The organism is Stenotrophomonas sp. STEN056 (genome assembly GCF_056759635.1).
In genome coordinates this window covers 1-26,758 of record NZ_JBRRDL010000008.1, presented here as the reverse complement: position 1 = coordinate 26,758, position 26,758 = coordinate 1, and the positions used below count along the sequence as shown (strand labels likewise).

26 protein-coding genes and 1 pseudogene are annotated in these 26,758 nt (G+C 65.3%); 19 read left to right on the top strand and 8 right to left on the bottom strand.

The features are described 5' to 3' along the window. Positions 1 to 56: 56 nt before the first annotated feature. From ACVOLO_RS06755 to ACVOLO_RS06735, 5 genes are all read left to right on the top strand, one after another. Complete coding sequence (locus ACVOLO_RS06755; RefSeq protein WP_481569483.1) at positions 57 to 926, top strand: PhzF family phenazine biosynthesis protein; 870 nt, start codon at positions 57 to 59, stop codon at positions 924 to 926. A 30-nt stretch (positions 927 to 956) separates the two neighbouring features. Next, positions 957 to 1,817: a PhzF family phenazine biosynthesis protein gene (locus ACVOLO_RS06750; protein WP_481569482.1), complete on the top strand. Its 861-nt coding sequence runs from the start codon at positions 957 to 959 to the stop codon at positions 1,815 to 1,817. 245 nt (positions 1,818 to 2,062) lie between these two features. Further along, positions 2,063 to 2,938 (top strand): PhzF family phenazine biosynthesis protein, encoded by an 876-nt coding sequence (locus ACVOLO_RS06745; RefSeq protein WP_481569481.1) that lies wholly within the window; start codon positions 2,063 to 2,065, stop codon positions 2,936 to 2,938. A gap of 48 nt (positions 2,939 to 2,986) precedes the next feature. Beyond that, positions 2,987 to 3,784, top strand: a complete 798-nt coding sequence (locus ACVOLO_RS06740) for a hypothetical protein (protein ID WP_481569480.1) — start codon at positions 2,987 to 2,989, stop codon at positions 3,782 to 3,784. Positions 3,785 to 3,800: 16 nt separating this feature from the next. After that, positions 3,801 to 4,160 carry a 5-carboxymethyl-2-hydroxymuconate Delta-isomerase gene (locus tag ACVOLO_RS06735; protein ID WP_481569479.1) on the top strand — a complete coding sequence of 120 codons (360 nt, stop codon included), beginning with the start codon at positions 3,801 to 3,803 and terminating at the stop codon, positions 4,158 to 4,160. A gap of 46 nt (positions 4,161 to 4,206) precedes the next feature. Here ACVOLO_RS06735 and ACVOLO_RS06730 read toward each other — a convergent pair whose 3' ends face one another. After that, complete coding sequence (locus tag ACVOLO_RS06730) at positions 4,207 to 4,764, bottom strand: hypothetical protein (protein ID WP_481569478.1); 558 nt, start codon at positions 4,762 to 4,764, stop codon at positions 4,207 to 4,209. Positions 4,765 to 4,882: 118 nt separating this feature from the next. Between ACVOLO_RS06730 and ACVOLO_RS06725 the strand changes: the two genes are divergently transcribed. Continuing rightward, positions 4,883 to 5,266: a VOC family protein gene (locus ACVOLO_RS06725; RefSeq protein WP_481569477.1), complete on the top strand. Its 384-nt coding sequence runs from the start codon at positions 4,883 to 4,885 to the stop codon at positions 5,264 to 5,266. Between the two features lie 128 nt (positions 5,267 to 5,394). Here ACVOLO_RS06725 and ACVOLO_RS06720 read toward each other — a convergent pair whose 3' ends face one another. The 3 genes from ACVOLO_RS06720 to ACVOLO_RS06710 all read right to left on the bottom strand — a co-directional run bounded on the left by ACVOLO_RS06720 (position 5,395) and on the right by ACVOLO_RS06710 (position 8,533). After that, complete coding sequence (locus ACVOLO_RS06720) at positions 5,395 to 5,817, bottom strand: hypothetical protein (RefSeq protein WP_481569476.1); 423 nt, start codon at positions 5,815 to 5,817, stop codon at positions 5,395 to 5,397. Positions 5,818 to 6,036: 219 nt separating this feature from the next. Then, positions 6,037 to 7,041: an extracellular catalytic domain type 1 short-chain-length polyhydroxyalkanoate depolymerase gene (locus tag ACVOLO_RS06715; protein WP_481569475.1), complete on the bottom strand. Its 1,005-nt coding sequence runs from the start codon at positions 7,039 to 7,041 to the stop codon at positions 6,037 to 6,039. A gap of 88 nt (positions 7,042 to 7,129) precedes the next feature. Further along, complete coding sequence (locus ACVOLO_RS06710) at positions 7,130 to 8,533, bottom strand: GntP family permease (RefSeq protein WP_481569474.1); 1,404 nt, start codon at positions 8,531 to 8,533, stop codon at positions 7,130 to 7,132. A 158-nt stretch (positions 8,534 to 8,691) separates the two neighbouring features. Between ACVOLO_RS06710 and ACVOLO_RS06705 the strand changes: the two genes are divergently transcribed. From ACVOLO_RS06705 to ACVOLO_RS06690, 4 genes are all read left to right on the top strand, one after another. Further along, positions 8,692 to 10,890: a TonB-dependent receptor gene (locus ACVOLO_RS06705; RefSeq protein ID WP_481569473.1), complete on the top strand. Its 2,199-nt coding sequence runs from the start codon at positions 8,692 to 8,694 to the stop codon at positions 10,888 to 10,890. An 11-nt stretch (positions 10,891 to 10,901) separates the two neighbouring features. Further along, positions 10,902 to 11,780 (top strand): alpha/beta fold hydrolase, encoded by an 879-nt coding sequence (locus tag ACVOLO_RS06700; protein WP_481569472.1) that lies wholly within the window; start codon positions 10,902 to 10,904, stop codon positions 11,778 to 11,780. Beyond that, on the top strand, positions 11,777 to 12,256 hold the full coding sequence (locus tag ACVOLO_RS06695; protein ID WP_481569471.1) for a MaoC family dehydratase: 480 nt from the start codon (positions 11,777 to 11,779) through the stop codon (positions 12,254 to 12,256). Before ACVOLO_RS06700 ends, ACVOLO_RS06695 begins: the two co-directional genes overlap by 4 nt. Before the next feature lie 81 nt (positions 12,257 to 12,337). Next, positions 12,338 to 15,697, top strand: coding sequence for a hybrid sensor histidine kinase/response regulator (locus tag ACVOLO_RS06690; RefSeq protein ID WP_481569470.1), 3,360 nt, complete (start codon positions 12,338 to 12,340; stop codon positions 15,695 to 15,697). 15 nt (positions 15,698 to 15,712) lie between these two features. Here the strand turns inward: ACVOLO_RS06690 and ACVOLO_RS06685 are convergent, their stop codons facing one another. Then, the gene (locus ACVOLO_RS06685; RefSeq protein ID WP_481569469.1) at positions 15,713 to 16,411 is read right to left on the bottom strand and encodes a response regulator transcription factor; all 699 of its coding nucleotides are present in this window, start codon (positions 16,409 to 16,411) and stop codon (positions 15,713 to 15,715) included. Between the two features lie 89 nt (positions 16,412 to 16,500). Between ACVOLO_RS06685 and ACVOLO_RS06680 the strand changes: the two genes are divergently transcribed. Together ACVOLO_RS06680 and ACVOLO_RS06675 are read left to right on the top strand one after the other, a co-directional pair. After that, a complete protein-coding gene (locus tag ACVOLO_RS06680; RefSeq protein WP_481569468.1) occupies positions 16,501 to 18,342 on the top strand; it encodes a 3-hydroxybutyrate oligomer hydrolase family protein in 1,842 nt (613 codons plus the stop codon). A 32-nt stretch (positions 18,343 to 18,374) separates the two neighbouring features. Next, a complete protein-coding gene (locus ACVOLO_RS06675; RefSeq protein ID WP_481569467.1) occupies positions 18,375 to 20,036 on the top strand; it encodes a fatty acid--CoA ligase in 1,662 nt (553 codons plus the stop codon). A gap of 88 nt (positions 20,037 to 20,124) precedes the next feature. On the opposite strand, the gene ACVOLO_RS06670 is transcribed toward ACVOLO_RS06675, so the two are convergent. The 3 genes from ACVOLO_RS06670 to ACVOLO_RS06660 form a co-directional block, all read right to left on the bottom strand. Continuing rightward, a complete protein-coding gene (locus tag ACVOLO_RS06670) occupies positions 20,125 to 21,810 on the bottom strand; it encodes an amidohydrolase (protein ID WP_481569466.1) in 1,686 nt (561 codons plus the stop codon). Positions 21,811 to 21,898: 88 nt separating this feature from the next. Continuing rightward, positions 21,899 to 22,576: a glycine zipper 2TM domain-containing protein gene (locus tag ACVOLO_RS06665; protein WP_481569465.1), complete on the bottom strand. Its 678-nt coding sequence runs from the start codon at positions 22,574 to 22,576 to the stop codon at positions 21,899 to 21,901. 108 nt (positions 22,577 to 22,684) lie between these two features. Next, a complete protein-coding gene (locus tag ACVOLO_RS06660) occupies positions 22,685 to 23,119 on the bottom strand; it encodes an OsmC family protein (RefSeq protein ID WP_481569464.1) in 435 nt (144 codons plus the stop codon). A 119-nt stretch (positions 23,120 to 23,238) separates the two neighbouring features. Here ACVOLO_RS06660 and ACVOLO_RS06655 point away from each other — a divergent pair, with 119 nt between their 5' ends. From ACVOLO_RS06655 to ACVOLO_RS06625, 7 genes and pseudogenes are all read left to right on the top strand, one after another. Further along, on the top strand, positions 23,239 to 23,439 hold the full coding sequence (locus ACVOLO_RS06655) for a hypothetical protein (protein ID WP_481569463.1): 201 nt from the start codon (positions 23,239 to 23,241) through the stop codon (positions 23,437 to 23,439). Next, positions 23,423 to 23,821: an HU family DNA-binding protein gene (locus ACVOLO_RS06650; protein WP_481569462.1), complete on the top strand. Its 399-nt coding sequence runs from the start codon at positions 23,423 to 23,425 to the stop codon at positions 23,819 to 23,821. Before ACVOLO_RS06655 ends, ACVOLO_RS06650 begins: the two co-directional genes overlap by 17 nt. A gap of 277 nt (positions 23,822 to 24,098) precedes the next feature. Beyond that, positions 24,099 to 24,404 (top strand): DUF3861 family protein, encoded by a 306-nt coding sequence (locus ACVOLO_RS06645; RefSeq protein WP_481569461.1) that lies wholly within the window; start codon positions 24,099 to 24,101, stop codon positions 24,402 to 24,404. Between the two features lie 95 nt (positions 24,405 to 24,499). Continuing rightward, entirely contained in the window at positions 24,500 to 25,084 is a 585-nt protein-coding gene (locus tag ACVOLO_RS06640) for a DUF1439 domain-containing protein (RefSeq protein WP_481569460.1), read from the top strand. A gap of 549 nt (positions 25,085 to 25,633) precedes the next feature. Further along, complete coding sequence (locus tag ACVOLO_RS06635) at positions 25,634 to 25,954, top strand: DMT family transporter (RefSeq protein ID WP_481569459.1); 321 nt, start codon at positions 25,634 to 25,636, stop codon at positions 25,952 to 25,954. A 41-nt stretch (positions 25,955 to 25,995) separates the two neighbouring features. Beyond that, positions 25,996 to 26,361, top strand: a complete 366-nt coding sequence (locus ACVOLO_RS06630) for a DMT family transporter (RefSeq protein ID WP_481569458.1) — start codon at positions 25,996 to 25,998, stop codon at positions 26,359 to 26,361. Between the two features lie 224 nt (positions 26,362 to 26,585). After that, positions 26,586 to 26,758: pseudogene (locus tag ACVOLO_RS06625) on the top strand (DUF1439 domain-containing protein); the annotation flags it as partial.

The window sequence follows — 26,758 nt, the reverse complement described above, 5'->3', positions numbered from 1 at the left end:
GCGACACCGCCGCCCCCTGCCTAAGCTGCCCATCCCCCACGCACCATCTACTTCTCATGACCCTGCGCCGCTATCTGCAGCTGGATGTCTTTGCCGCCCGCCCGGGCACCGGCAATCCACTCGGCGTCATCCTCGACAGCGACGGCCTGGATACCGCAGCGATGCAGGCCATCGCTGCCTGGTTGAACCTGTCCGAGACCGTCTTCTTCGTACCGCCGGACCCCGGCGCGGACTACCGCATCCGGATCTTCACGCCCAGTTGCGAACTGCCCTTTGCCGGCCACCCCAGCGTCGGCGCCGCCTGGGCAGCGGTGACCTGTGGGCTGGCCGAGCCGCAGGCCGGCGCCCTGCTGCAGCAATGTGCGGCCGGCCTGCTGCCGGTGCGGGTGAGCGGGCCATCGGCTGCCCCAACCATCGCCCTGGCCAGCCCTGCCGCGCGCCGGTTACCAACCGCACCGGGTGCGATACCCGAACACCTCACCGCCCTGGCCGCGCCAGGCCACCTGCCCGAACTGTGGGACAACGGCCCGCGCTGGTGGCTGTTGCCGGCCCGCGACGCCGCCAGCGTGCGGGCGCTGGAGCCGGACATGGACGCGCTTTGCGACTGGAGCAACAGCACCGGCGCAACCGGCGTGGCGGTGTTCACCGCCGAAGCCGCTGCCGAACATGCGCTGGTGGTGCGCGCGTTCTGCCCCGGCGACGCGGCGAGCGTGCCGGAAGATCCGGTGACCGGCAGTGCCAATGCCTTGATCGGCGCCTGGCTGCAGCAACATGGTCAGTTGCCCGGCATCAATGGCCGCTACACCGCCAGCCAGGGCCGCGAAGTGGGCCGCGACGGGCGCGTGCAGATCGCCGTCGAAGCCGACGGCACGGTCTGGATTGGCGGCCAGGTGCAACGGGTGATCGACGCGCAGGTGCGCTGGTAAGCTGCCCAGCCCCCGTCTGGAACACGCTGCATGAGCACCCGTCGTTATCTGCAACTGGATGTGTTTTCCGCCCGTGCCGGCGCCGGCAACGCGCTGGGCGTGATCATCGACAGCGACGGCCTGGACGGTGAAGGCATGCAGGCCATCGCGGCCTGGCTGAACCTGTCCGAGACCATCTTCTTCCTGCCGCCGGACGAAGGCGCCAGCTACCACATCCGCATTTTCACGCCGAAGGGCGAGCTGCCGTTCGCCGGCCACCCCAGCGTGGGTGCGGCCTGGGCCGCCGTCGAACTGGGCCTGGCCACGGCTGACGACGAAGGCCGGCTGGTACAGCAATGCGCCGCCGGGCTGCTGCCGGTGCAGGTCCAGGGCGGGCGCTGGTTCCGCCAGATCAAGGTGCGCAGCCCGCAGGCCGAGCGCCGTGACACCGCGCCGCACGCCCTGCCCGAAGGGCTGGCAGCACTCGCCCGGCCCGGCCATGTCCCGCAACTGTGGAACAACGGCCCGGATTGGTGGCTGCTGGAAGCCGGCAGCGAAGCGGCCCTGCGCCGTTACCGGCCGGAGCTGGCCGCCATCGGCGCGATGCCCGGGCGCGGCAAACTGGCGGTATTCGCCGCCGCTGACCGCCCGGATGTGGGCTATCAATATGTGGTGCGCGCATTCGCCCCGGGCGTGGGCATCAACGAAGACCCGGTGACCGGCAGTGCTAACGCCCTGGTTGCCGCACACCTCCTGGCCGAAGGCCGGATCAAGCCCGGCAGCCAATACCTGGCCAGCCAGGGCCGCGAACTCGGCCGTAATGGGGAGGTGCGCGTGGACGTGGATGCGGAATCCAACATCTGGATTGGTGGCGAGGTGCAGCAGGTGATTGCCGGGCAGATTGAGTGGTGAGACCTCAACGCAGGTAATCCCATCCCTTCTCCCGTTGACGGGAGAAGGTGCCCCGAAGGGGCGGATGAGGGCAAGCGGGCGAAGCACGCCCCCTTCACCCTTGTAGCTCACAGCAACACAAAAGCCTGAAACCAGCGGACTGCGTCCGCCTGCCCCCTCTCCCCAACCCCTCTCCCGCAAGGGGAGAGGGGCTTGAGCAACAGCAACAGCCACTACAACAGCAACAACAGCCTTCGGACTTCCCCATGACCACCCGCCGCTTCCTGCAACTCGATGTCTTCGCGCCCCGCCCCGGCACCGGCAATCCGCTGGCCGTCGTGCTCGATGCCGAAGGCCTGGACGATGCCGCCATGCAGGCCATCGCCCGCTGGACCCGCCTGCCCGAAACCACCTTCATCTTCGCGCCGACAAAACCAGGCACCAGTTACGGCATCCGCATGTTCGCCCCGCAGAAGGAAGTGCCGTTCGCCGGCCACCCCAGCGTCGGCAGTGCGCACGCAGTGCTTGAAGCAGGCCTGGCTGCCGCCGATAACGGCTTGCTGGTGCAGGACGGCATCGCCGGGCAACTGCCGCTGCGTGTCAGCGAACACAACGGCGTGCGCACCATCGCCATCCGCACCCCGCGTGCGTCGGTGGCTGAAATCGTCGGCGCTGATGACCCGCGCCTGCAGCCGGCCATCATCGGCTGGCCGCTGGGCAGCCTGCCGCCGGCATTGATGGACGGCGGCCGCCGCTGGTGGGTGGTGGAAGTGGCAGACGAAACCGCGCTGCGCGCCCTCGCGCCCGACTGGGACGCCATTGCCACCCTGGCCGAAGCCACCGGCGCAATGGGCGTATTCGCCTACGCACGCACCCGCGGCGATGGCTACGACCTCGTGGTGCGCGCCTTCGTCGGCAACGGCCGCCGCTTTGAAGACGCCGCCTCCGGTGCCGCCAATGCGGTGCTGGCCGCATGGCTGGACGAACGCGACGCCCTGCCCGGCAGCAACAAGCGCTACACCGCCAGCCAGGGCCGCGAAGTGGGCCACGATGCACTGCTGGAACTGAGCATCGACGACCACGGCGATGTCTGGTCCGGCGGCCAGGTACAGACCGTCATCCAGGGAACCATCGACTGGTAACGCAAGTCACAGGCTGCTCGACATTCCGTGCAACGAAAGGGACAGGCAATGCGCAAATGGATGCTGCTGGCGGCCATGCTGTTTTCGCTGGCGACCAACGTCGCCGCCAGCGATGACAAACCCGCGCCCGCCAGGGTGTTGTTCGTCGGCAACAGCCTGATCTACGTCGGCAACCTGCCCGCTACCTTCGCGGCAATGAGCCAGGCCAATGGCCAGCCGGTGCACAGCCAGATGATCGTCAAGGGCGGCGCCAGGTTGAACGAACGCCTGACCGACGGTTCCGTGCAGCAGGCCTTGAACCGCCAGCCCCCGGCGGTCCTGGTGTTGCAGGAGCAAGGCGGTGCGCTGTTGTGCCTGCCCGATCAGGACACCTGCACACAGTCGCAGGCGGCAGTGAAGGCGCTGGCACAGGCTGGCCGGGACAGCGGCGCGCGGGTATTCCTGCTCGGCAGCTACCAGGCCCAGCCGCGCGCATCGGCCGAACTGGTCAAACGGGAAGGCGCTGCCGCCGAGCAGGCGGGCATTCCCTATGTGGCGATCTCCGAAGCCCTGCGCAGCGTCTCCAGCGCCGCGCCGGAGCTGCAATGGTTCGACGCCGATGGCATGCATCCGGGCCCGGCACTGACACTGCTGGACGCCATCGTGCTTTATCACGCAATCCATGGCCGCTACCCGGAACGTGGCTTTGCCGTGGATGCGCCCATCTACCGGCCGAAGAGCGGCCTGAACGTCGGCCTGCGTGATGCTGATGCGCCTCCGCCGCTGAGTGATACGCCGATGCACATCGAATATTCCGATACGCAGGTGCAGCGCATCACCGCGATGCTGCAAGCTGCACAGCCCTGATCAGGAACCCGCCGCCATGCCCCACCTCACCCTCGAATACAGCAGCAATCTCCCCGCCGCGATCCCCCCCGCGCTACTGCGCGCGGCCAATGAAGCCCTGGTGAGCACCGGGCAGTTCCAGGAAGCGGACATCAAAAGCCGCGCGATCGGCTTTGACCACTTCGCCATCGGCACCGCCCGTACCGCGCGTGCCTTCGTCGCGGCGAAGTTGTCCATCCTCAGCGGCCGCAGCGCTGAAACCAAACGCGAAATCGCGCAGGCGCTGCTGGCCGCGTTGGAAGCCGCCATCCCCGACGATGGCTGGGAGCTGCAGACCAGCGTCGAGATCCTCGACATCGACCGCGACAGCTACGCTAAGTCTTGCCGCCCCAACTGAGCTACCGGGCACCCGCAACCAACGACCTTCCGCCGATGGATGCCGGCTAGGTCTGCTGCTTGAACTTCAGTTTTGCACCATCGAGCAAAGGCATATACGCATCCGATGATCGCAACCTGAGGTCAACCCATAAGGTCATTTCCTGCAGACCCGGCTCCATTGCCGAGAACCTCGTATTGAAGCTGAACTCGAAACGCACAGGCCCGCTGCCTTGAAACATCTGTCGCTGCAGCTCGCGTAGCTGCCTCGCCCCTTCAGGCGACAATGCCAATTCGTAAGTCGTGACGGGAATGTCGGAACTGAACATGCCGGGACTGCGTTTTCCTTCTGTGGTGCCCAGCACTCTCAATTGCATGTCCGCCACATTCACTGCCTTGTCCTCACCCTGCAATTCCAGCTTCAAGCGAGTACCACCTATATCCACCACATTGCCGCGCGGAATGGACGCTCTCACCCTCACCTCGGCCGGATCAAGTTGATGCAGCGTTTTTTCATTGAGCGCGGAGAGCCTCAAAGCAGTAGACAACGGAATCGAGGCACATGCGGACACAAGCGTCAGGCATGCAACGGCGATGATGCGGACAAACGAGGCAGGGAGTCTCACGAACACACCTCCGTGTTGATATCGTCAAACCACACCGACGGGCAGTCCGGCGGCACAGGGCATCCTTACAGCCTGTATCGTGCCACCATCGGGTTGGCATCGCCTCCAGGAGAGAACCATGGCCCCTTCGCATTTCCATTCGATATCGCCGTTCCTCGGCACCGATGACCTGCCCGCCGCACTGGCCTTCTACCGGGAAAAACTGGGTTTTGACCTGGCCTGGGAATGGGGCAGCCCGCTGGAAGTAGCAGCCGTGTGCCGTGACCAGGTCGAGATCACCCTCACCTGCCGCAGTGACGCCAAACCCGGCGGCAGCTGCCGCCTGTACATTGGCATCGATGCGATCGACCACTACCACGCGCAGTTGCAGCAGGCCGGCGTGACGATCAGCGTCGCCATCGGCGACCGCCCCTATGGCATGCGCGATTTCAGTGTTGCCGACCCGGACGGCAACGTACTGACTTTCGGCCAGCCACTGCCGCAGGCACAGCCTGCCTGCTGAACGCCCGCAGCCCCGCTTCGCTGCTCCGGCCGCGAAGCGGGCATGGACCACGACGACGGCCAGGCAAGCCTGCGATTGCAGGCGCGGCAGCAACACCTGGCTTCATTTGCCTTGCGGCAGCTTGCTTCTCAGGGTTTCACGTCGTGCCGGCGCGCCAGCATGTAGCCCAGCCAGGCGAACGGCAGGTAGGCCACCAGTACGTCCAGCACCTCGAACCATCGCGGCGCCGGCAACATGAAGCAGGCCGCTACCCCGCCGGCCAGGAACAGCAGCGCGATTACCGCCGCCGGTACCCAGCGCCTGCGCCCAACCAACCACGTGGCGATGAAAGCACCGGCCAGGGTGCCCAGCCCATGGGCCAGGAACGGAAACACGAAGTGCACCGGCTCCAGCAAAGGCATCGCGGCCTTGAGCCCTTCAGTGGTTGTCGTATCCACGCCTGCCGGCGGTGGCACCACCCGGCTGCCGAGCAGGATCAGGCCCATGTTCACCGCGCTGCCAACGATGAAACCCACCACCACCGCCAACACGCCTTTCAGAAACGCTCGCATTGCCGCTCTCCCGTGTCGCCCACCGATGCGCCAGTATGATCCGCACCCGGGCGGCCGGCACATCGCTTGGCCACATCGCCTACGACAGTGCGGGATCAGCAGTTGCCCGGCTGCCGGAACCGGCGCCGTCATGCACGCCAATGCCCCGGTCACGCCTTGCTGACCAGGGCATCGGGTGGTACCGGGCCTGCCAGCCCAGTACCAACTTCACTCAGCCGCTCAACGCTGCTGGTCCTTCAGGAACAACCAGGTGATCAGGCTTGCATCCGGCCCCTGCGGGTCGGTGAACGGCAGGCCGGAGTTGCTGCCGCTCCAGGCGTGGCCCATGCCGTGCACAACGTAGTGCTGGACCAGCATTCTGCCCCCGTAGGTGTAGTTGTCGATGGTGTAGGCACGGCCGCCCGGCACCTGCGCATTGATGGTGCTGGTAGGCACGTACTTGACCGAGTCGTTGTCAACGCCGTCATCGGCCAGGTCGTTGGTCTGCAGGAACTGGCGCACGGCCTGGCGTCCATTCAACGGGTTGACCGTGGCATCGGCGCTGCCATGGAACACCAACACCGGCAGCGGGCGTGGCGACGGCGAACCCGAGCACTGCCAGGCAAGGCGCTCATTGCTCTCCGGCGAATAAATGCTGCCCGCCAGCAACGCATAGGCACTGCCGGAAATGGTGGTCGCGCCCTTGTACATGCCGCCGGAATGCACGGCGCCGGCGGCAAACACATCCGAGTAGCAGGCCAGCATGATCGAGGTCATCGCACCGCCAGCGGAAATGCCGGTGACGTATACCCGGCGTGGATCAACGTTGTAGCCGGCCTTCACCGCGTCCACGATGCCAGCCAGGATCGAGGCCTCACCGCTGCCGCGCGCCTGGTTGATCGGCAACTGCCAGTTCCAGCAACGCGCCGGGTTGGCGGTGACGTTCTGCCGCGGGTAGACCGCGATGAAACCTTCGCTGTCGGCAATATCGTTGAAGCCCGATGCTTCCCCCATCAGGTTGGGCCCGTTGACGCAGCCGTGCAGTACCAGCAGCAACGGCAGCGCTTGTGTCTCTGAATAGTCCGCTGGCACCCAAACCTGATACTCGCGGGCACCGTAGATGTTGCCGTACACGCCAATGTCCCAGTGCCCGGATGTCGTCTGCGCACTGGCGCTGCCGGCCAGTGCAAGCCATGCAAACAGTAAAGCAATGCCCGCCTTGATCGTATCGATGCCGTATTTCATAGCCAGATCCCCATGCGTGAGTCGTGGATGAAGTCGTACCGAAAAACCCCGCCGGGCGAAGTACCCGGCGCGTGTTGCAACGCCGCCGTCATACCCAGCCGGTGGCGTAATAGATGCCGATCACGACAAACACCGCGAGCGTCTTGATGATCGTCACCGCAAAGATGTCCTTGTAGGCCTGTCGATGGGTCAGGCCCGTCACCATCAACAAGGTGATGACCGCACCGTTGTGCGGCAGGCTGTCCATACCACCCGAGGCCATCGAGGCAACCCGATGCAGCACCTCCATCGGGATGCCGGCTGCCTGCGCATTGGCGATGAAGCTGTCGGACATTGCCGCCAACGCGATGCTCATGCCACCGGAGGCCGAGCCGGTTACGCCGGCCAGGCCAGTCACGGTGACCGCTTCATGCATCAAGGGGTCCTTGATCGAGCCCAGCGCATTGGCCACCACCATGAAACCCGGCAATGCCGCGATCACCGCGCCAAAACCATATTCCGATGCGGTGTTCATGGCGGCCAGCAGCGCACCGCTGATCGCGGTCTTGGTGCCGTCGGCAAACTGGGTGACGACCGGGCGCCAGGCCAACGCCAGCACCGACAGGATGCCGACCAGCAATGCACCTTCTACCGCCCAGATCGCGGCGATCTTCGGTACTTCCTGCACCACCGGCGCAGCCTTGCCCATGATCGACGGCACGAAGCTGTGCTCGGCGCCATACCACTGCGGTATGCCCAGGGTGAACAACTTGTTCGATACGAACACCAGCAGCAGCGGCAACACCGCGATACCCGCATGCGCAAGGTTGCTGCCGGCAAACGGCGCCGGTTCGTTGACCAGCGTGGCCAGGTCGCCATAGCCCTCGCCCTTGCGTGCCGCAACGCGACGGCGCCACTCCAGGTAGGCCATGCCGACCGCCAGCACGAACACGCTGCCCAGCGTGCCCAGCACCGGCGCGGCCCAGGTGTCGGTGCCGAAGAACGTGGTCGGGATGATGTTCTGGATCTGCGGCGTGCCCGGCAGCGCATCCATGGTGAAACTGAAACCGCCCACCGCCAGCGTGGCGGGGATCAGGCGCTTGGGGATATTGCTCTGCCGGAACATCTCGGCAGCAAACGGATACACCGCAAACACCACCACGAACAATGAAACGCCGCCGTAAGTGAGCAGGCCCGACACCACCACGATCGACAGCATCGCCCGCTGCGGGCCGAACAAGCGGATCGTCGCACCCACGATCGATTTGGAGAAACCGGAGAGCTCAATCAGCTTGCCGAACACCGCACCCAGCAGGAACACCGGGAAGTACAGCTTGAGGAAGCCGACCATCTTGTCCATGAAAAGGCCGGTGAACATCGGCGCCACCAGCGAGGGATCGGTCAACAGCACCGCGCCGAGTGCGGCGATGGGCGCAAACAGGATCACGCTGTAGCCGCGGTAGGCCACCAGCATCAGGAAACCCAGCGCAGCAAGTACGATCAGCAACGACATACGGCGCTTCCAGAGGAGGAGGCGCCCAGTAATCCAGATCCGGTGGCCGCTGCCGACTGTACCTAGGTCTACTCGCTGCGGCGCAAGTGCCCCGCTAGCCTAGGGTCCAAGGGTGGTAATGGGCCACCTGCATCGCACATTGCCTGGGGGAGGACCGAATGAAGCGGAACTGTTTGAGCCTGATGATCGGCGCATTGCTGGCCTCCGGGCCGGCGTGGGCACAGGAGGCGCAGCCGGCTGCGTCCACAGCGGACAGGGGCGCTTCGGCCACCAACCTGGACAGCATCGTGGTGACCGCGCGCAAGCGCGAGGAAACCCTGCAGGAAGTGCCGGTCGCAGTGACGGCATTCACCTCCGAGGCGCTGGACAAGTTGAACGTGCAGGACATCGGCGACCTGGACGCGCAGGTGCCCAACCTGACCATCTATGCCGCGCGCGGTGCCAGCAGCACGGTCACCGCCTATATCCGCGGCATCGGCCAGTCCGATCCCACCTGGGGCGCGGACCCGGGCGTGGGCATCTATCTGGATGACGTGTACATCGCGCGTCCGCAGGGTGCGCTGCTGGACGTATTCGATGTCTCGCGCATTGAAGTGCTGCGTGGCCCGCAGGGCACGCTGTACGGCAAGAACACCATTGGCGGCGCCATCAAGTACGTTTCGCGTGGCCTGCCGACCACGACCGAAGGCTTTGCCCAGATCACCGTGGGCAACTACAACCAGCTCGACGCCAAGGCCGCCATCGGCGGGCCGCTGGGTGGGCCGGACAGCGGCCTGCGCGGCCGTATTGCCGTGGCCAGCATGAACCGCGACGGCTTCGGTGAGAACACCCTCACCGGCCAGCCGATCAGCGACAAGCAGGTCAATGCGGCGCGACTGAACCTGGGCGCCTACGCCGGCGATGATTTCGACGTGCAGTTCGCGCTGGACTGGATTGATGACCAATCCGGCATGCGCGGCTCCAAGATGCTGGCACCCAATCCGTTCACCCCGGCCTACCCGCCGATGGACGACCGCTATGACATCCGCTCGGGCATGCCCAACCTCAACAGCGTGGAAACCAAGGGCGCGTCGGCCACTGTGAACTGGCGGCCCAATGACGATGTCGCGTTGAAATACGTGGTCGCCAAGCGTGAATCCGACAGCCACTCCAACATCGATTTCGACACCACGCCGGTCAAGCTTGCCGACGTCGGCGGCTCCTACGCCGACAACCAGGTCAGCAACGAAGTGCAGTTCAACTATGACGGCGGTGGCCGCGTGCGCGGCGTGGTCGGCCTGTACCAGTTCAGCGGTGAAGCCGGCGGGCAGATCCGCAACAACTTCTTCAACCTGCAGTTCGGCGACACGCGCGGCAAGGTGCTGACCGACAGCATCGCGCTGTATGCGGACTGGACCTTCGACCTGACCAACAAGCTCAAGCTCGATGTCGGCGCGCGCTATACCGACGAAGACAAGCGCGCGATCGTGCTCAATCGTTTCTACGCCGATGCGAGCTTCAGCCGGCCGATTGCGGTTGCGGCCGATTTCGACAAGACCACCAATTTCAAGAACGTCTCGCCGAAGGTGTCGCTGGACTACCAGATCACCCCGGACATCATGGTCTACGGCCTGGCCACACGCGGCTTCAAGTCCGGCGGCTACAACATCCGCGCCAACGCCGTGGCGGTGCCGCGCTCGGCCGAGCCGTTCGACGACGAGACGGTGGACAGCTTCGAGATCGGCAGCAAGATGGCCTTCCTCGACCAGCGCCTGTTCCTGAACCTGTCGGCCTTCCACAACAAGTACAAGGACATCCAGTTATCGGTGTTCACCGGCATCGACACCAACGGCGACGGCGTTGACGATGCGTTCTTCGGCGATTTCACCAATGCCGGCAAGGGCACCGTCAACGGCCTGGAAGTGGAATACCAGTACCTGCCGACGCCCAATTGGCTGATCTCCGGCAACCTGGCCTGGCTGGACACCAAGTACGACGAATACATCGATGGCGGCATCAACGTTGCCAACAAGATGAAGTTCACCAATGCCCCGGATTTCTCCGGCGCCTTGAACGTGGAGTACCGCACCGCGCTGGCCAACGGCGGCAATCTTTCCGCACGGGTGGGCTACAGCTACCAGAGCGAAGTGTGGCCGACCACCGACCTGAGCCCGGTGATCCGGCAGGACGGCTATGGGCTGGTCAATGCCGGCGTGATCTGGAAGCTCAACGACGCCTGGACGTTCTCCCTGCAGGGCACCAACCTGGCCGACAAGGAATACCGCACCACGGGTTACAACATCCCGGCGGTCGGCACGCTGATCGGCTTCTATGGCCCGCCGCGCCAGTACAGCCTCAGCGTTCGTTACGATTTTTAAGGAACCACCGCATGGCGCAGTCCTACGATGACCTGTACTGGAACAGCAGCGACGGCCTGCGCCTGCATGCACGCGACCATGCACCTGCCGCGGGGGAATCGCCCCGCGGCACGGTGGTCTGCATCCCGGGCCTGACCCGCAATGCCGCCGACTTCGACGCCCTGGCCCAGACACTGACCGCCATCGGCTGGCGTGTGCTTGCCGTGGACCTGCGCGGCCGCGCCGGCTCGGCACGGGCGACCGATCCGTCCAGCTACAACCCGCGGACTTATGCCGACGACATGGTGGCGCTGCTGCGTTCGCAGGGCATCGACAAGGCCGTGTTCATCGGCACTTCGCTGGGCGTGCTGGTCACCGTCACGCTGGCCACCCGCGCACCGCAGCTGATCGCCGCTGCGGTACTCAACGATGCCGGCCCGAAAGTGCCACGGCAGGCATTGGCACGGATCGGCAAGTACGCCGGCAAGACCTTGCCGCCGATGGATCTGCAACAGGCGGCCGCTTACGCCGAGTCGATCGGCAAGGCCTCCTTTCCGCGTTTCAGCACCGACGATTGGCGGGCGATGGCATCGCGCATGTTCCGCCAGCGCGACGACGGCCTGCTGGAACTGGACTACGACCCGGCCGTCATCCGCACCACCCGCCCATGGGTGCTGTGGCTGCTGCGTCCGCTGCTGTGGCGCGCGGTGCGCACGCTCACCGGCCATGCCCCGACCCTGATCGTGCGCGGTGCGCTTTCGGACATTCTTCCGCCCGACGTGGCACGGCAGATGGCAGCCACCTCACCGGACGCCCGCCTGGTCGAAGTGCCCGACGTCGGCCATGCCCCCACACTGTCCGAGCCGGAAGCGCGTGACGCCATCCTGACCTTGCTGGAGCGCGTGGCATGAGTGATATCGACGACACCCTGCCGCCGGCGTTGGCAGCACTGCAACGCTGGGCCGGAACCGAGCGCCTGGGTGCCCGCGTGCAGGTGGGGCAATCGCGCATCGACGCATTCGCCGACGCCACCGGCGACCACAACTGGATCCATGTCGATCCGGCGCGGGCGCAGGCCGAACTGCCGGGCGGGCAGACCATCGCCCACGGCTTCCTGCTGCTGTCGCTCACCGTCGAGGAAGACGTGGCGGCGCTGGCCGCAATCCCCGGCATCGCCCGGGTACTCAACTACGGTTTGAACAAGGTGCGCTTCCTGGCCCCGGTGCCCAGTGGTTCGGAAGTACGCGTGCGCTCGCGGCTGCAGTCGCTGCAATGCCGCCAGCCCGGGCAATGGCTGCTTACCCAGCAAAAGACCGTGGAGCTGCAGCCGGCCGGCGAGGTCGCGCTGGTGGCCGAACAACTCGCCCTGGTCTTCATCGACCCCTAGTCCGCCCCACTCCGGCGGCCCCCGCAGCACCGTGCCGACCGGCACCTGCCCGGCGCCCGGCCGGGCCCCTACACTGGAGCGATGTTGACGCCTTCCATCGTCCTGTTGGCCTGCATCGCGTGGACCGTGCTGCTGTTCGGCGTGGCCCTGTGGGGTGAACGCCAGGGCCACCGTCTCGGCAGGATCTGGCCAGCCATCTATGCGCTGTCACTGGCCGTGCACTGCACCGCATGGACGTATTACGGGGCCGCCTCGCAGGGCGTGCAATGGGGCTTTGCAATCCCGCCAACCCTGATCGGCATGGCCCTGATCTTTGCCTTCGGCCTGCCGTTTTTGGCACGGCTCGGGCGCTTGGCCAAGCAGCACAACAGCGCCACCATTGCGGACCTGGTCGTCGCGCGCCTGCGCACCGACCAAGGGCTGGGCATGACCATCACCCTGGTCGCGCTGCTGGGCATCATTCCGTACATCGCGCTGCAGCTCAAAGCCGTCAGCCAGGGCCTTACCGCGCTGCTTGGCGATCAGTTCGCCGCCAGCGGCTGGCGGCTGGACATGTCGTTCTGGTTCGCGCTGACGATGGCGGCATTCACCATGCTGTTTGGCGCGCGCAAGGCCTCGGCCACCGAACACAACCGCGGCATCGTCGTGGCGCTGGGGCTGGAATCACTGCTCAAGCTGGCCGCATTGCTGGCCATTGGCCTGTATGCAGCCTTGTCGGTGCATCAGGCGGGCAGCCCGCTGGTTGAAAAGATGCTGCACCTGCCGCCGCCAGCAGTGGTGCCGGACTTCCTCACCATGGTCGCCCTGGGCGCGATGGCGGCGTTCACCCTGCCCCATCAATTCCACGTTGGCGTGGTCGAGCTGCGCCAATCCTCGGACCTGAAAACCGCACGCTGGCTGTTCCCGCTCTACCTGTTGCTGATCGGCCTGCCGTCGGTGCCGATGGCGCTGTCGGGCGCCGCCCAGCTGCCGGCCTCGGTATCGCCGGATCTGTACGTGCTGGCCTTGCCGCAGGAGCGCGGCCACCACGTGCTGGCGTTGCTTGCTTACCTTGGCAGCCTGAGCGCCGCCACCGGCATGATGATCCTGTCCGGTTTGACCTTGTCGATCATGCTCGGCAACCACGGCTTTGGCGCACGCCTGCTCGGCGGCGTGGATGGCGATGCCGGTGCCGATCTTCGCCCCCGTGTGCTGGCGTTCCGCCGCGGCGGCATTCTTGCCGTGTTCCTGATGTCGTGGCTGTACAGCCGCGCGATGAGCGGCACCGAGGCCCTGAGTGATTTCGGCCTGATGTCATTCACCGCGCTGTCGCAGCTGGCGCCAGCGGTGCTGCTGGCGGTGTACCGGCCGCGCACCCCGTCGCCGGCAATCATGGCCGGCATCGTGCTGGGCTCGCTGGTGTGGCTGTGGCTGGTATTGCTGCCGATGGTGATACCGGCGCCCGAACCTTCCGCCAGCCCGGAAGGGTTGCACTGGCTGGCGCTGTTCTCGCTGCGCATGCAGCCCGGCCATATCGCCATCAGCATGGGCGCCAGCCTGGCGGTCAACCTGGTCACTGTTGCACTAGTCGCCCGTGCCGTGCGCCCGTCCCTGCCCTTGCAGCGCGACGCGGTAGCCGCCGCGTCGATGCGCAAGACCGCCGGGCGCTTCCTTGGCCAGGAACGCGCGCGGCAATTGATGGCCGGCCATGCCGGGCAGATGCTGGACGACGAGCGTGTCACCGCGATCGAGCGCGAACTCACCGCCGTGGTGGGTGCCGGCATGGCGCGGCTGCTGGTCGAGGCCGCACGTGATGGCGGGGCCGCGCCGTTGGAAGCGGTCACCCGCGCGGTTGGCGAGGCCACCCAGGTGCTGCGCTTCAACCAGCGCCTGCTCGAAGCAGCACTGGAAAACATGAGCCAGGGCATCAGCGTGGTCGATGCGCAGCTGCAGCTGGTGGCCTGGAACAGACGCTATGCCGCCCTGTTCAAGTTTCCCGCCGAGCTGCTGCAGGTGGGCCAGCCGGTCGCCAACCTCACCGCGTGGGCGCTGGGCCAACTGAAGATCGGCGACAGCCCCGGCGACAATCCCGACAAGGCATTGACCCGGCGAATGGCGCATATGCGCCGCGGCACGCCGCACTTGTCAGAGCGGATTTTCCCCGACAACACCATCGTCGAAATCCGTGGCAACCCGATGCCCGGCGGCGGCTATGTGGCCACATTCACCGACGTCACCGCGTTCCGTCTGGCCGAGGACGCACTGAAGCGCAGCAATGAAACCCTGGAGCACCGCGTACAGGACCGCACTGCGCGTCTGGAACAGGCGGTGCGCGAAGCCGAGCGGGCCAATGTGGCAAAAACACGTTTCCTCACCGCCGTCGGTCATGACCTGATCCAGCCCTTGCACGCCGCGCAATTGCTTACCGATGCGATGTCGCAACACATCGAGTCCGAGTTCCTGGACAGCTTCCTGCGGCAGATCCGCGGCGCCCTGGATTCCACCGATGACCTGCTGTCGGGCCTGCTCGACATTTCACGGTTGGAAGCCGGCGGCCTGGTCGCCGACCCGCGTCCGTTCGCGCTGTCGAACGTGCTTGATCCGCTGGCCCAGGAATTCGCCGTGCTGGCGGCCGCACGTGGCCTGCAGTTCCGTTATGTACGCACGCGCGCCTGGGTCCACAGTGACCCGCTGCTGCTGCGCCGCGTGCTGCAGAACTTCCTGGCCAATGCCATCCGCTACACCCAGCGCGGCGGCGTGCTGCTGGGTGTGCGTCGTCATGGCCAAACCCTGTCCATCGGCGTGCATGACAGCGGCCCCGGTATCGCGCGTGAGCAGCAGACCGTGGTGTTCGAGGAATTCCAGCGTGGCGACCGCAGCAATGGCCAGGGGCTGGGCCTTGGTCTGGCCATCGCGCACAGGATCGCCAGCCTGCTGCATGCGCCGCTGGCGCTGCAAAGCGTGGTCAATCGCGGCTCCGCATTCTCCATCAGCGTGCCGCGTGCCCATCCGCCCGCCACCTCACGCACTGAAACGCCGGCCAGCAACAGCACCATCAAGGGAGCCCGGGTGCTGGTGGTGGACAACGATCCCGACGCGCTTCAAGCCATGCAGCAGATGCTGCTGGCCTGGGGCTGCGAGGTCACCGCCGTACGCGATGGCAAGGCCATTGATGCGGCCGCGCGTGATGCCAGCCTTTGGTTGTTCGACTACCACCTCGACGATGACGACACCGGCGTGCAGCTGTGGACGCGGCTTGTTGCTACGCATGGGGCGCGGCCAACGGTGATCCTCAGTGCCGACACCAGCAGCCAGACCAGGGAAGCGGTACGTGAAGCCGGCCTGTCGCTGCTCAACAAACCCTTCAAACCGCTGGCGCTGCGCTGGGCCATCAATCACCTGCTGGCGGCACGCAGCCCCGCCGCCAGCCCCCGGGCTGCAGACAGCAACGTGGCCGGCTGATCGGCAACAGGCCGCTCAGGCGTCCGGGTGTTCGCGCAGCTTCTGTTCGTGGGTTTCGTCGATATGCCGCGACGGATCGGCCAGGCCCAACTCGTGCAGCACGCGTATGGCCTGCGCACGGTTGCGCACCCCCAGCCGGCCCATGATGCGCGTCATGTGCGCCTTGACCGTGCGCAACTGCACGCCCAGGCGGTCGGCGATCTGCTTGTTGAGCAGCCCCTCCGCCACCAGGCTCAGCACCTTGTATTGATGTGCGGACAGGCTGGACAGGCGTGCGGCCAGGTCGGCGTCCTTGCTGAAGGGCGCAACCCGCGCCACGGTTTCGCGCAGCATCGCCGGGATCCAGCGTTCGCCATCGAGCACGGTCTGCAAGGCCTGCTGCAGATCCACCAGCCCGGAACTCTTGGGCAGATAGCCCGCCGCGCCCAGGTCGATGGCACGGCGGATCACATGCGGTTCTTCGTTGGCCGAGACGATGATGATCGCCAGCCCGGGCTGCAGCGCGCGGATCGTCGCCAGGCCCGCAAGGCCGTGGTTGCCCGGCATGTGCAGGTCCAGCAGCATCAGATCGATCGGCTGGTTTTCGATGACTTCCAGCACACCATCGAGCGAATCGGTTTCGCTGATCTGCAGGTCAACAACCGCCTCGTCGGCCGCGCGATGCAGTGCGGCACGGAACAAGGGGTGGTCATCGGCGATGAGCAGGGTTGGCATGTCGGTGCGAGGTTAGCAAATCCGTCCACAGCTGAGCACGGGTACCTAGGTACGCTGGTATCTCCACGCCGGATTGATAGGGTTGGACCATGAACATTCTCCATCGCATCCCCCTGCTGTGCGCGGCGCTGCCACTGTTGTCGGGCAGCGTCTTCATGGTGAACGCCGCTGAGCCCAGCGCTGCCACCGCTCCGGTATTCGAGCAGTGGCGCGAAAGCCAGCACCGTGGCGGCGATGAGCTGATGACCGCGGGACTGGGGCTGGAAGGCCTGCGCGCCAGCGCCGCCCCGGTGTTTGCCAACCCTGCCCTGCCTACCGCCGAAGAGGCCCGCCGGCGTGCGATCTGGAGCAGTTGGCGCGGCATTGCGGACCTGACCCCGGGCGGCGGCTTCGGCGATGTCTACGGCAGCGTCCAGCCCTCACCGGGCCGCGAATTCTCTGCATATGCGCGCATCCCCGGTGCACGCCAGCCGCATCGCGTGCTGGTGCAGATACCCGACAACTTCGACCCCGCGCGCCGCTGCCTGGTGGCCACCGCGTCCTCCGGCTCGCGTGGCATCTACGGCGCGATCCCTGTTGCCGGCAGTTGGGGCCTGGCCCACGGTTGCGCGGTCGCTTATACCGACAAGGGCGCCGGCAGCGACTACTACGACCTGGACGCGAAGTCCGGCTTCCAGGCCGATGGCACACCCGCCACGCACGGCGCGTTGGCTTTCGTGCCCGAGGCTGGCACCGCTGCGCACGGCGTGGCGTTCAAGCATGCCCATTCGGGCGACAACCCGGAGGCAGACTGGGGCCGGCATCTGGTGCAGGCGGTGCAGTTCGGGTTGCAGGCGCTGGACCGCGCCTATCCGCAGTCGGCGCCGTTCACCTTGGCCAACACCCGCACGCTGGGTGTCGGCGTCTCCAACGGCGGCGGTGCGGTGTTGCGTGCCGCCGAAATCGAGGGCGACTGGTTCGACGCAATGGTGGCCGGCGAACCCAATGTCTCGGTCGCGGGCGCGCCGCCGTTGTATGACTTCGTCACCCAAGCCGCCCTGCTGATGCCCTGCGCGTTGCTGGCAATCGATGATCTGCCACAACCGCCCGTGCAGGCACAGGCGCGACCACTATGGAGCCAGCAATGCGCTGTGCTGAAAGCCAAGGGGCTGGTGCAAGGCGAAGACACCGATGCGCAGGCCAGCTCCGCGCGCCAGCAACTGGCCAACGCGGGCCTGAGCGACGGCGCATTGCGTGCCGGTGCGTTCTCCACGGGGTTCGACCTGTGGCGCGCCATTGCGGTCACCTACGCCTCGGCCTACGGCGGCTTTGCTGCCGGCCAACACCCCTGCACCTATACGTTCTCGGCCGCTGGCGCCGATGGCAAGCCTGGCGCGTCGGCACCTGAAACACGCGCAAGCTGGTGGAGCGAAGCCAGCGGCATTCCGCCGGGCAGTGGCGTGATGCTGGTGGACAGCAACGCCGCATACGCTGCCGATGATCCCTTGCGCGGTTTGCGCTGCCTGCACGCGCTCGGCACCGGCGACAACACCGACGCCCAGCGGGTGCGTGCCGGCATCGCCAAGGCAGCGGCCAAGGCCCCGCGTGCCGGCCTGCCGATCGTGATCATTCATGGCATCGACGATGGTTTGGTGCCGATCAGCATGACCAGCGACCGCTACGTGCCGCTGGCCCGCGCTGCCGGCGCACAGATCGCCTATTGGCGCGTGACCAATGCGCAGCACTTCGATTCGCTGCTGGCGTTCCCGGACTACCGCAAGCGCTATGTGCCGCTGCTGCCCTATATGTTCGCGGCGATGGACCAGGTGTGGGACCACCTCGAAAACCCCGCCCATGCCCTGCCGCAGGATGCGCTGATCGAAACAACCCCGCGTGCGGAAGCCCCCCTGCAGCCTGCGCAGCTGTCCGTTCCCGCTGTTTCCAGCCGCTGACAGCCGCCCCACGCTGCCATCCAGGAATTCACATGTCTTCTGCCACGTCATCAAACCCGCCCGATCCCGGCGCCTACGCGTACCCGCTGCTGATCAAGCAGCTGCTGCATACGCCGCTGGCGGTACGCCCCGAGCAGGAAATCGTCTACGGCGACAATGTGCGCCACGACTACCGCACCTTCCACGCGCGCATCGGCCAACTGGCCGGCCTGCTGCAGTCGCTGGGCGTGAAGCCCGGCGACACCGTGGCGGTGATGGATTGGGACAGCCACCGCTATCTGGAAAGCTACTTCGCGGTGCCGATGATCGGCGCGGTGCTGATGATGGTGAACATCCGCCTGGCGCCGGAGCAGATCGCCTACACGCTCAACCACAGCGGCGCGCGGGTGATCCTGGCCAATCGCGAATTCCTGCCGGTGCTGGAAGGCATCAATGAACAACTGCCGGACGTGCGCACGCGCATCCTGCTGGACGATGCAGGCGGCCCGCTGCCGGAAGGTTTCGCAACCGAATACGAAGCCGGCCTGCGCCACGCCGAGCCGGTCACCCACTTTCCCGATTTCGACGAAAACACCCGCGCCACCACGTTCTACACCACCGGCACCACCGGCCTGCCGAAGGGCGTTTACTTCAGCCACCGGCAACTGGTGCTGCACTCGCTGTCCGCGATGGCGGCACTGGGCTCGGCGCCGACACAAGGCCGCCTGCATCGCGACGACGTGTACATGCCGATCACGCCGATGTTCCACGTCCACGCCTGGGGCGTGCCGTATGTGGCCACGCTGATGGGCATCAAGCAGGTGTATCCCGGCCGCTACGTTCCAGCGCGGCTGCTGGAGCTGATCCGGCGCGAGAAGGTAACGTTCTCACACTGCGTGCCGACCATCCTGCATATGCTGCTGAGCGATGCCACCGCAGCAGACACCGACCTGCGCGGCTGGAAAGTCATCATCGGTGGCGCGGCGTTGCCACGGGCCTTGGCGCAGCAGGCGCTGGCGCGCGGCATCGACATTTTTGGTGGCTACGGCATGTCCGAAACCTGCCCCGTGCTGACCCTTGCCCAGCTCGACACCGAGGCCTTGGCCGGGACCGACGAGGAACTGTCACTGCGGACCAAGGCCGGCATTCCAATACCGCTGGTAGATCTGCGCATCGTCGACGAAGACATGAATGATGTGGCGCACGACGGCAATGCCACCGGCGAAGTGATGGTGCGTGCGCCGTGGCTTACCCAGGGCTACCTGCACAACCCGGACGCCTCCACGGCCTTGTGGGCCGGCGGCTATCTGCATACCGGCGACATCGGCAACATCGACGCGGGCGGCTATCTGCGCGTGACCGACCGCATCAAGGACGTCATCAAGACCGGCGGCGAATGGATTTCCTCACTGGCACTGGAGGACATCATTGCGATGCATCCGGCGGTCAACGAGGTCGCGGTGATCGGCATTGCCGATGAAAAATGGGGCGAACGCCCGCTGCCACTGGTGGTCCGGCATGCCGGCAGCGAGGTGAGCGAAGCCGAGATCATCGAGCTGGTGGCCGCCCGCAGCCGCGCCGGCGACATCTCCCGCTACGCGATTCCCGAGCGGGTCCGGTTTGTCGATGCAATCGAGCGCACCAGCGTGGGCAAGATCAACAAAAAGAAGCTGCGCAGCCTGCATGACCTTCCGGTGGAACGACCCGGCAGCTGATCCCTGCCCTGCAGGACGGTACTCCGTCCTGCAGGGCGCGTTGAATGCCTTCGAGCTGCGCATTCGCAGCCGGCCAGCACGATGACATTCAGCCCTCGGGCGTACTGGTCGCCTTGTAAACCGGCTCACCATCCACCCAGGTTGACAGCACCTTCAGCTTGTCCAGCTGGTCGGCAGCGACCTTCAGCGGGTCGCCGTCCAGCACCACGAAATCGGCACGCAGGCCGCGCTGCAGGGTGCCGACCTGGGCTTCGTCGTGACCGGCCCAGGCCGCATCACTGGTGAAACCGCGCAGCGCTTCTTCGGCGCTCAAGCGTTGTTCCGGCTGCCAGCCGCCCGGCGGCTGGCCATCGCTGTCCTGACGGGTCACCGCCGCATACAGGCCCAGCCGTGGATCAACATGCTCCACCGGGAAATCCGAACCCAGCGCCAGGCGCGCGCCGCTGTGCAGATAACGCTGCCAGGCATACGCGCCCTTGACCCGCTCCGGCCCCACCCGCTGCTCGGCCCAACCCATGTCCGAGGTTGCGTGGGTGGGCTGCATCGAGGCGATCACGCCCAAGCCGGCGAAACGTGGAATGTCCTCCAGCGATACCACCTGTGCGTGTTCCACCCGCCAGCGATGGTCATTGCCCTTGCGCGCGCCCAACACCTTTTCGTAGGTGTCCAGCACGATGCGGTTACCACGGTCACCAATGGCATGCGTGGCCACCTGCACCTTGCAGCCATCGGCCTTGCGCACCGCCACGTCAAAATCCTCCGGCGAGGTCACCAGCAGGCCACGGTTGTGCGGGTCGTCGCTGTAGTCGGCCAGCATCGCCGCGCCGCGGCTGCCGAGTGCGCCATCCATGAACAGCTTGACGCCGCGCATCTGCAGGCGGCCACCGGCATGGGTGTAGAGACCGTTTTTGCACAGGTCGTCGAGCGCACCCTCGTTGCCATTGGCGTAAGCATCGATGCGCAGCGGCAGCTTGCCCTCGTCGGCCAGCCGCTTCATCAGCGCCAGGTCCTCGCGCGACACGCCCATGTCATGCACGCCGGTCAGGCCATTGCTCACCGCGGACTGCAGCGCCGCAAGCAGGCGCTTCTCGCGCGTGGCATCGTCCAGCGGCGGAATGTGGGCGCTGACCAGCCGCGATGCGGCATCCACCAGGATGCCGGTGGGCTTGCCGGCGGCGTCACGGACAATGCGCCCGCCATCGGGCTGCCAGCTGCCGGACAGCGACTTGCCGCCCTTCTCCGCCCGGCGGATGGCTGCGCTGTTCACCCAGCCGGCATGGCCGTCAACGCGGTCCAGGTAGAGCGGACGTTCCGGGAAAGCTGCATCCAGGTCGGCCACGGTCGGGAACGCAGTATCGTCCCAGCGGTTCTGGTCCCAGCCACGGCCCAGCAACCATTCGCCTGGCGCCAGGTTCTTTTCAAAGGCCTGCAACCGCGCCACGATTTCGGCACGGCTGCGCGCACCGGAAAGGTCCGCCTGCGCCAGCGTGTCACCCAGATACACCAGGTGCGCATGCGCATCGATCAGGCCCGGCACCACGGTTGCCTCACCGGCATCGATGCGCGGCGCATCGGGATAAAGCTGCAGCATGGCCTCGGCACTGCCCACATCCAGCAGGCGGCCGCTGTCGGTATCCCAGGCCAGCGCACCGGCCACCGGCTGGGCCGGGTCGCCGGTGCGGATGGTATCGGCCACCAGCACACGCACTTCGGCGTGGGCCGTACTCAACTGCAGGCAGGGAAGCAACAGGGCAAGACAGGCGACACGACGCATTGCAGGCACTCCTGAACCGGATGTGCCGCGACTATGCCGTCATCACGCGGGCGTGACAAACCTCAGCGGTGTGTTCGGCGCCCGCGCCTCAGTCGGCGCTGACGTCCACGCGCACGCGGATACGCTCGCCGGGGTGATAGTCCCGGCGCGTGCGGTACTCGCGGCCGGCGTATTCGTAAGTGACGTCGTAGCCATCCACGCGCTCGCTCTCGCTGCCGTAGCCGCTGGGCTCGCACACGCGCACGTCGCCGCGGCGGTAGTCCTGGGTGCGGCTGTTGGCGTCATAGATGGCACGGCCAGCGGCACCGCCGGCAAGGGTACCGACGGCCGTACCGATGTAGCGGCCATCGCCACCACCGATCTGGCTGCCCAGCACGGCGCCGGCCAGGCCGCCGATCACCGTGGCGATCTGCCGCCCGGACTCACTGCCCTGCCGGTAGCTGCCGTCGTCATAGCCCCGGTCCACATAACCGTCGTTGCGATAACCGTTGCCGTAGTTGCCCTGGACATAGGCCCCGTCACTGCGCTGGTAGCAACGCTCGCCGCTGCCCTGGTTGCCGCCAACAATGATCGGATCCACCCGCACCACGCGCGCATAGTCGTAAGCCGGGCCGTTGTTGTTGCCGTAACTGCCCGGGCGGTACTGGCCGTCGTCGTAGCGCGGGTCGGGCCGGTATTGGCCATCGTCGTAACGTTGGGCGGACGCACTGAAAGCGGTGAACCCGCCCAGGATCAGAACACCGGCAAGAGGCAGCGAACGAAGCATGGCGGAAGGATCACTCGGCAGGGAATGTCGCGATGCTCAGGTGCATCGGGTGAAACCACCCTGAACCGGGCAACCGGCGTTGGCTGCCCAGCTCACACGGCGCATGAATCAGCTGGAAAACTCGGTTTCCAGGCTCACCGGCACCGCACTCAGCGCCTTGGACACCGGGCAGTTCTTCTTGGCGTCATCGGCCAGCGCGCGGAACCGGGTTTCGTCCAGCCCCGGAACAACCGCCGTCACTTTCAGGCGGATCTGCGAGAGCTGCGGGCCGCCTTCCATGGACAGATCGACATCAGCGCGGGTGTCCAGCGATGTGGGCGGAAACCCGGCCTCGCTCAACTTGGCCGACAACGCCATGGTGAAGCAGCCGGCATGCGCAGCGGCGATCAACTCTTCCGGATTGGTGCCCTTCTCATCGCCAAAACGGCTGTTGAAGGCGTAACGCGTGTTCTCCATCAAGCCACTTTGTGGCGTGCTCAACCGGCCCTGGCCGGACTTCAGATCCCCTTCCCAGTGCGCGGTGGCGTGACGCGAAATACCCATGGAACGACTCCTGTTGGTGGACGCCGGTGCAGCGTAGCGCAGCATCTGTTAGCGCATTGTGCGCCGCAGTGGGTACGGCACCCACATCAATCCACAACCTGGCGGCGGTGCCTGCTGACATGGCCGATACCCCTGTTTTCCCGCAACTTTCGCCATCGCTGCACGGCTGCAAGGTGCTCAGAAGCAATTTTTATGGGCTTTTTTGTCGATTGCCTATTGGCGGCATGCAATTCATGCCCTACATTTCGCTTGCCGACGGGGTCGGCACGACCAACAACCAACCGTTCAATGGAACAGGAAATCATGGCAAAGACCGCTAAAAAGGCTGCCCCGAAGAAGGCAGTGAAGAAAGTCGCCACCAAGGCCGCCGCAAAGCCGGCCGCACCGAAGCCGATCAAGGAAGCCCTGACCAAGTCGGGTCTGGTTGCACACATCGCCGAAGCCACCAGCGTTGCTGCCAAGGACGTGCGCGCCGTGTTCGCCGCCCTGGAAGGCGCCGTGGCCGCTTCGGTCAACAAGAAGGGCGCAGGCAGCTTCACCCTGCCGGGCCTGCTGAAGATCACCACCGTCAGCGTTGCCGCCAAGCCGAAGCGCAAGGGCATCAACCCGTTCACCAAGGAAGAGCAGTGGTTCGCCGCCAAGCCGGCCACCACCAAGCTGAAGGTTCGTCCGCTCAAGAAGCTCAAGGACGCCGCGCTCTAATCAGCGCGCCCCTTGTGGCGAACCAACGGGACGGCATTGCCGTCCCGTTTTTTTTTGCCCCGCGTGCTGCAGCGCCGGGCCAGGGAAATGCCCGCAGCACCTGCCGGGCGGGCCGGAAGTGCCGTGTTGCGACGACCGGAAACGCTCCCATGGGCCGCTGCGTTCCACCGGCGGCGGCGCGGAAACACTGGAACACAGCGTGTTGGTCCAACGCCTCGCACCGGCGCATGGGCGGGCCTATGGTGGCAGCCCTCCCCCCAACCTTTTCGATGCCGCCATGACAAGCAGCAAGCATCGCTATCGCATTACCGTCACCCCCATCGAGACCGATGGCCAGCAATGCAGTGGGCGCTGCACCATCGAGTTCGAGCAGCGCAGCCAGTACAGCTGGATGCAGGCGTTTGAATCCGCCCAGCGCCAACGCCGCCTGTCCTGCAACGACGACGCCAGCCTGGTGGTCGCCACCGGGCTGCTCACCGGCCTGGCCGAGGCGGCAACGCGGGACGACAGCCCGCTGGCCGCACTGCAGCCGGAGCTGGACCAGCTCCTGCAAAAGCTCGGCAACCTGCGCGACAAAGCGTGAACCGTTGCTGGTGATGCGCCGCATCCGCTAACTGGACATTCACCTGTTCCGGTTATCGTTCGCTCCCATCCCTGCCCTTGCCACGAGCCGCCCTGATGAACCCGCGCAACCTGCTCCTGCCTGTCGTCGCCTGCGTGGCCATGGCCACATCCGCCCACGCCGCACCGCAGGTGCAGGGCAAGCAACTGACCGTTGGCGCTGCCGATGTGCAGCAGTATCTGGACGGCAGTTTCCCGCGCACCCAGAAGGCACTGGGCGGCCTGCTGGCACTGACCGTCAGCCAACCGCGCCTGGCCCTGCCGCAGGGCAGCCGCCTGGATCTGGGCTTTGATCTGGCCATGGCCGCAGGCGGTTCAACCATGCCGGTCGGCAATGTGCAGATCAGCAGCGGCCTGCGTTACAACCCGCAGACACAGGGCTTCCACCTGGACCAGCCCACGGTCGACAACTTCCGCCCGGTCATGGCCGGTGGCGAAATCGACTCCAGCACCCGCAGCCTGCTCAACAGCTGGCTGGCCGACTACGCGCGCCGCGAACCCATCTACAAGATTGATCCGGCCATCGCCAAAGTGATGGGCGTGCTGCAGGTGCAATCGGTGGGTATCGAGAACGGCCGCATCGCAGTGACCTTCAATCAGGACCTGGGCAGCTTCGTGCCGCAGGGGTTGTTGGGCCGCTGACACCGCTTCACTTGTTTCCCAAAGGTGAGCCAATGTGGCTCACCTTGAACGGGCGCTCTGACGCCCCTGCAGCTCGACGAGCTCGCTATCTTCGCGACCCCGGACAAGCGCCGGCCCGACAACGTCGCGGAACCTGTATCGCCCCCGGCACTTCATACAGCCAACGGCCGAGTTGAATCGCGCCGGCCATCCCTGCCCGCGACAACTACGCCACGTCCGGGGCGAATCAGCCTGCGCAGGCCTGAGAAAACGCCTCCGCAAGTGCTCCTGTCGGCCGACACGACACACCACGACGTAAGCGGTGCAACGGTGTCTCCCTGCCAAGCATCCTCACAAGGCAAGCATCAGGGCTTTGTCTCCGATGGAGCGACCGCGCATAACAGCCGTAAAACAATCTCATTTATATGGAAATAATCGTCAGATTAATACTGACAATTAGACAGGGAAACAGCAGATAACCACCAAACCCGGGAACATCAGAATTCGCAATTTGCGCCAGCCAATACCACAGGGCAAATTCAAACCCCACGATCTAAACGGAACATATTGATGAATTGGTTCTATCTTGGACTGGCGGTTGTTTTTGAAATTGCTGTTGCCATTGCGGCGGGCAAGGCCAATGGTTTCAGCAACGTCCGCTGGACGACGATCACCCTGGCCGCCGGGGCTATTGCCACGTATTTCCTGAGTTTGGCTTTACTGACCTTTGACGTAGGTGTCGGCTATGCACTGTGGACGTCAATGGCCGGTGTCGGGATCGTGATACTTGGAATCCTGTTCTTCGGCCAACGCCTGAACTGGAAAAAAGTAGTTGGCACCGGACTTGTAATCAGCGGGGTTGTTGGCTTGCGCCTCAGCGGCGCCGCCTGATCCAGCGTGGATGGAACATTCCCCAGGAGATAATAAAAATCATGAAAGATGATCAAAGCAAGAGTCGAGCATGGGCCATGCTGTTGGCGGCGGGCCTGTTTGAAATAGGCTACGCGCTCAGCGTCGCCGGCAGCCAAGCATTTACCAAACCCGGCTGGTCGGCTTCCGCAATCATATTCTTCCTGCTGACGTTGTACGCACTAAGCGTAGCCCTGAAATCGATTGAGGTCGGGATCGGCTATGCGGTTTGGGCCGGTATCGGCTCGGCGGGGGCTGCCTTGCTTGGCGGCATTCTGCTCGACCAACCACTTACTTCGACCCAGGCTTTCTGGCTGGCGGTAATTATTATTGGTGTTGTCTGGCTGAAGCTTTCTGATCGTACCCAGCCTACCGCTGCACTTAGCTGATTGCGGTGTTGTCGTGCCCACACGGCAACACCCCCGGCCAACGGGTAATAATCCCATGAAAGCACCGACCCAAGCCATTTTATTGCGACACATGAAACTTGCCGTTGAAAACGGCGTCAACCATGTTGCTTGCGGACGGCTATTGTTCGCAGCGTTCGAAAACAGGCGAAAACGAAACAGGGATTGGAGTCCAATTCTTACGAAAACCGACTCTGGATTGGCCCCTGTTTTCCCCGGCCATGGCCGGTGGCGAAATCGACTCCAGCACCCGCAGCCTGCTCAACAACTGGCTGGCCGACTACGCGCGCCGCGAACCCATCTACAAGATTGATCCGGCCATCGCCAAAGTGATGGGCGTGCTGCAGGTGCAATCGGTGGGTATCGAGAACGGCCGCAT

Bases quoted from the DNA above. Each gene is read 5' to 3' on its own strand.
- ACVOLO_RS06755 (WP_481569483.1), top strand. From the start codon at position 57: ATGACCCTGCGCCGCTATCTGCAGCTGGATGTCTTTGCCGCCCGCCCG.
- ACVOLO_RS06750 (WP_481569482.1), top strand. From the start codon at position 957: ATGAGCACCCGTCGTTATCTGCAACTGGATGTGTTTTCCGCCCGTGCC.
- ACVOLO_RS06745 (WP_481569481.1), top strand. From the start codon at position 2,063: ATGACCACCCGCCGCTTCCTGCAACTCGATGTCTTCGCGCCCCGCCCC.
- ACVOLO_RS06740 (WP_481569480.1), top strand. From the start codon at position 2,987: ATGCGCAAATGGATGCTGCTGGCGGCCATGCTGTTTTCGCTGGCGACC.
- ACVOLO_RS06735 (WP_481569479.1), top strand. From the start codon at position 3,801: ATGCCCCACCTCACCCTCGAATACAGCAGCAATCTCCCCGCCGCGATC.
- ACVOLO_RS06725 (WP_481569477.1), top strand. From the start codon at position 4,883: ATGGCCCCTTCGCATTTCCATTCGATATCGCCGTTCCTCGGCACCGAT.
- ACVOLO_RS06720 (WP_481569476.1), bottom strand. From the start codon at position 5,817: ATGCGAGCGTTTCTGAAAGGCGTGTTGGCGGTGGTGGTGGGTTTCATC.
- ACVOLO_RS06715 (WP_481569475.1), bottom strand. From the start codon at position 7,041: ATGAAATACGGCATCGATACGATCAAGGCGGGCATTGCTTTACTGTTT.
- ACVOLO_RS06710 (WP_481569474.1), bottom strand. From the start codon at position 8,533: ATGTCGTTGCTGATCGTACTTGCTGCGCTGGGTTTCCTGATGCTGGTG.
- ACVOLO_RS06705 (WP_481569473.1), top strand. From the start codon at position 8,692: ATGAAGCGGAACTGTTTGAGCCTGATGATCGGCGCATTGCTGGCCTCC.
- ACVOLO_RS06700 (WP_481569472.1), top strand. From the start codon at position 10,902: ATGGCGCAGTCCTACGATGACCTGTACTGGAACAGCAGCGACGGCCTG.
- ACVOLO_RS06695 (WP_481569471.1), top strand. From the start codon at position 11,777: ATGAGTGATATCGACGACACCCTGCCGCCGGCGTTGGCAGCACTGCAA.
- ACVOLO_RS06690 (WP_481569470.1), top strand. From the start codon at position 12,338: ATGTTGACGCCTTCCATCGTCCTGTTGGCCTGCATCGCGTGGACCGTG.
- ACVOLO_RS06685 (WP_481569469.1), bottom strand. From the start codon at position 16,411: ATGCCAACCCTGCTCATCGCCGATGACCACCCCTTGTTCCGTGCCGCA.
- ACVOLO_RS06680 (WP_481569468.1), top strand. From the start codon at position 16,501: ATGAACATTCTCCATCGCATCCCCCTGCTGTGCGCGGCGCTGCCACTG.
- ACVOLO_RS06675 (WP_481569467.1), top strand. From the start codon at position 18,375: ATGTCTTCTGCCACGTCATCAAACCCGCCCGATCCCGGCGCCTACGCG.
- ACVOLO_RS06670 (WP_481569466.1), bottom strand. From the start codon at position 21,810: ATGCGTCGTGTCGCCTGTCTTGCCCTGTTGCTTCCCTGCCTGCAGTTG.
- ACVOLO_RS06665 (WP_481569465.1), bottom strand. From the start codon at position 22,576: ATGCTTCGTTCGCTGCCTCTTGCCGGTGTTCTGATCCTGGGCGGGTTC.
- ACVOLO_RS06660 (WP_481569464.1), bottom strand. From the start codon at position 23,119: ATGGGTATTTCGCGTCACGCCACCGCGCACTGGGAAGGGGATCTGAAG.
- ACVOLO_RS06655 (WP_481569463.1), top strand. From the start codon at position 23,239: ATGGCCGATACCCCTGTTTTCCCGCAACTTTCGCCATCGCTGCACGGC.
- ACVOLO_RS06650 (WP_481569462.1), top strand. From the start codon at position 23,423: ATGGCAAAGACCGCTAAAAAGGCTGCCCCGAAGAAGGCAGTGAAGAAA.
- ACVOLO_RS06645 (WP_481569461.1), top strand. From the start codon at position 24,099: ATGACAAGCAGCAAGCATCGCTATCGCATTACCGTCACCCCCATCGAG.
- ACVOLO_RS06640 (WP_481569460.1), top strand. From the start codon at position 24,500: ATGAACCCGCGCAACCTGCTCCTGCCTGTCGTCGCCTGCGTGGCCATG.
- ACVOLO_RS06635 (WP_481569459.1), top strand. From the start codon at position 25,634: ATGAATTGGTTCTATCTTGGACTGGCGGTTGTTTTTGAAATTGCTGTT.
- ACVOLO_RS06630 (WP_481569458.1), top strand. From the start codon at position 25,996: ATGAAAGATGATCAAAGCAAGAGTCGAGCATGGGCCATGCTGTTGGCG.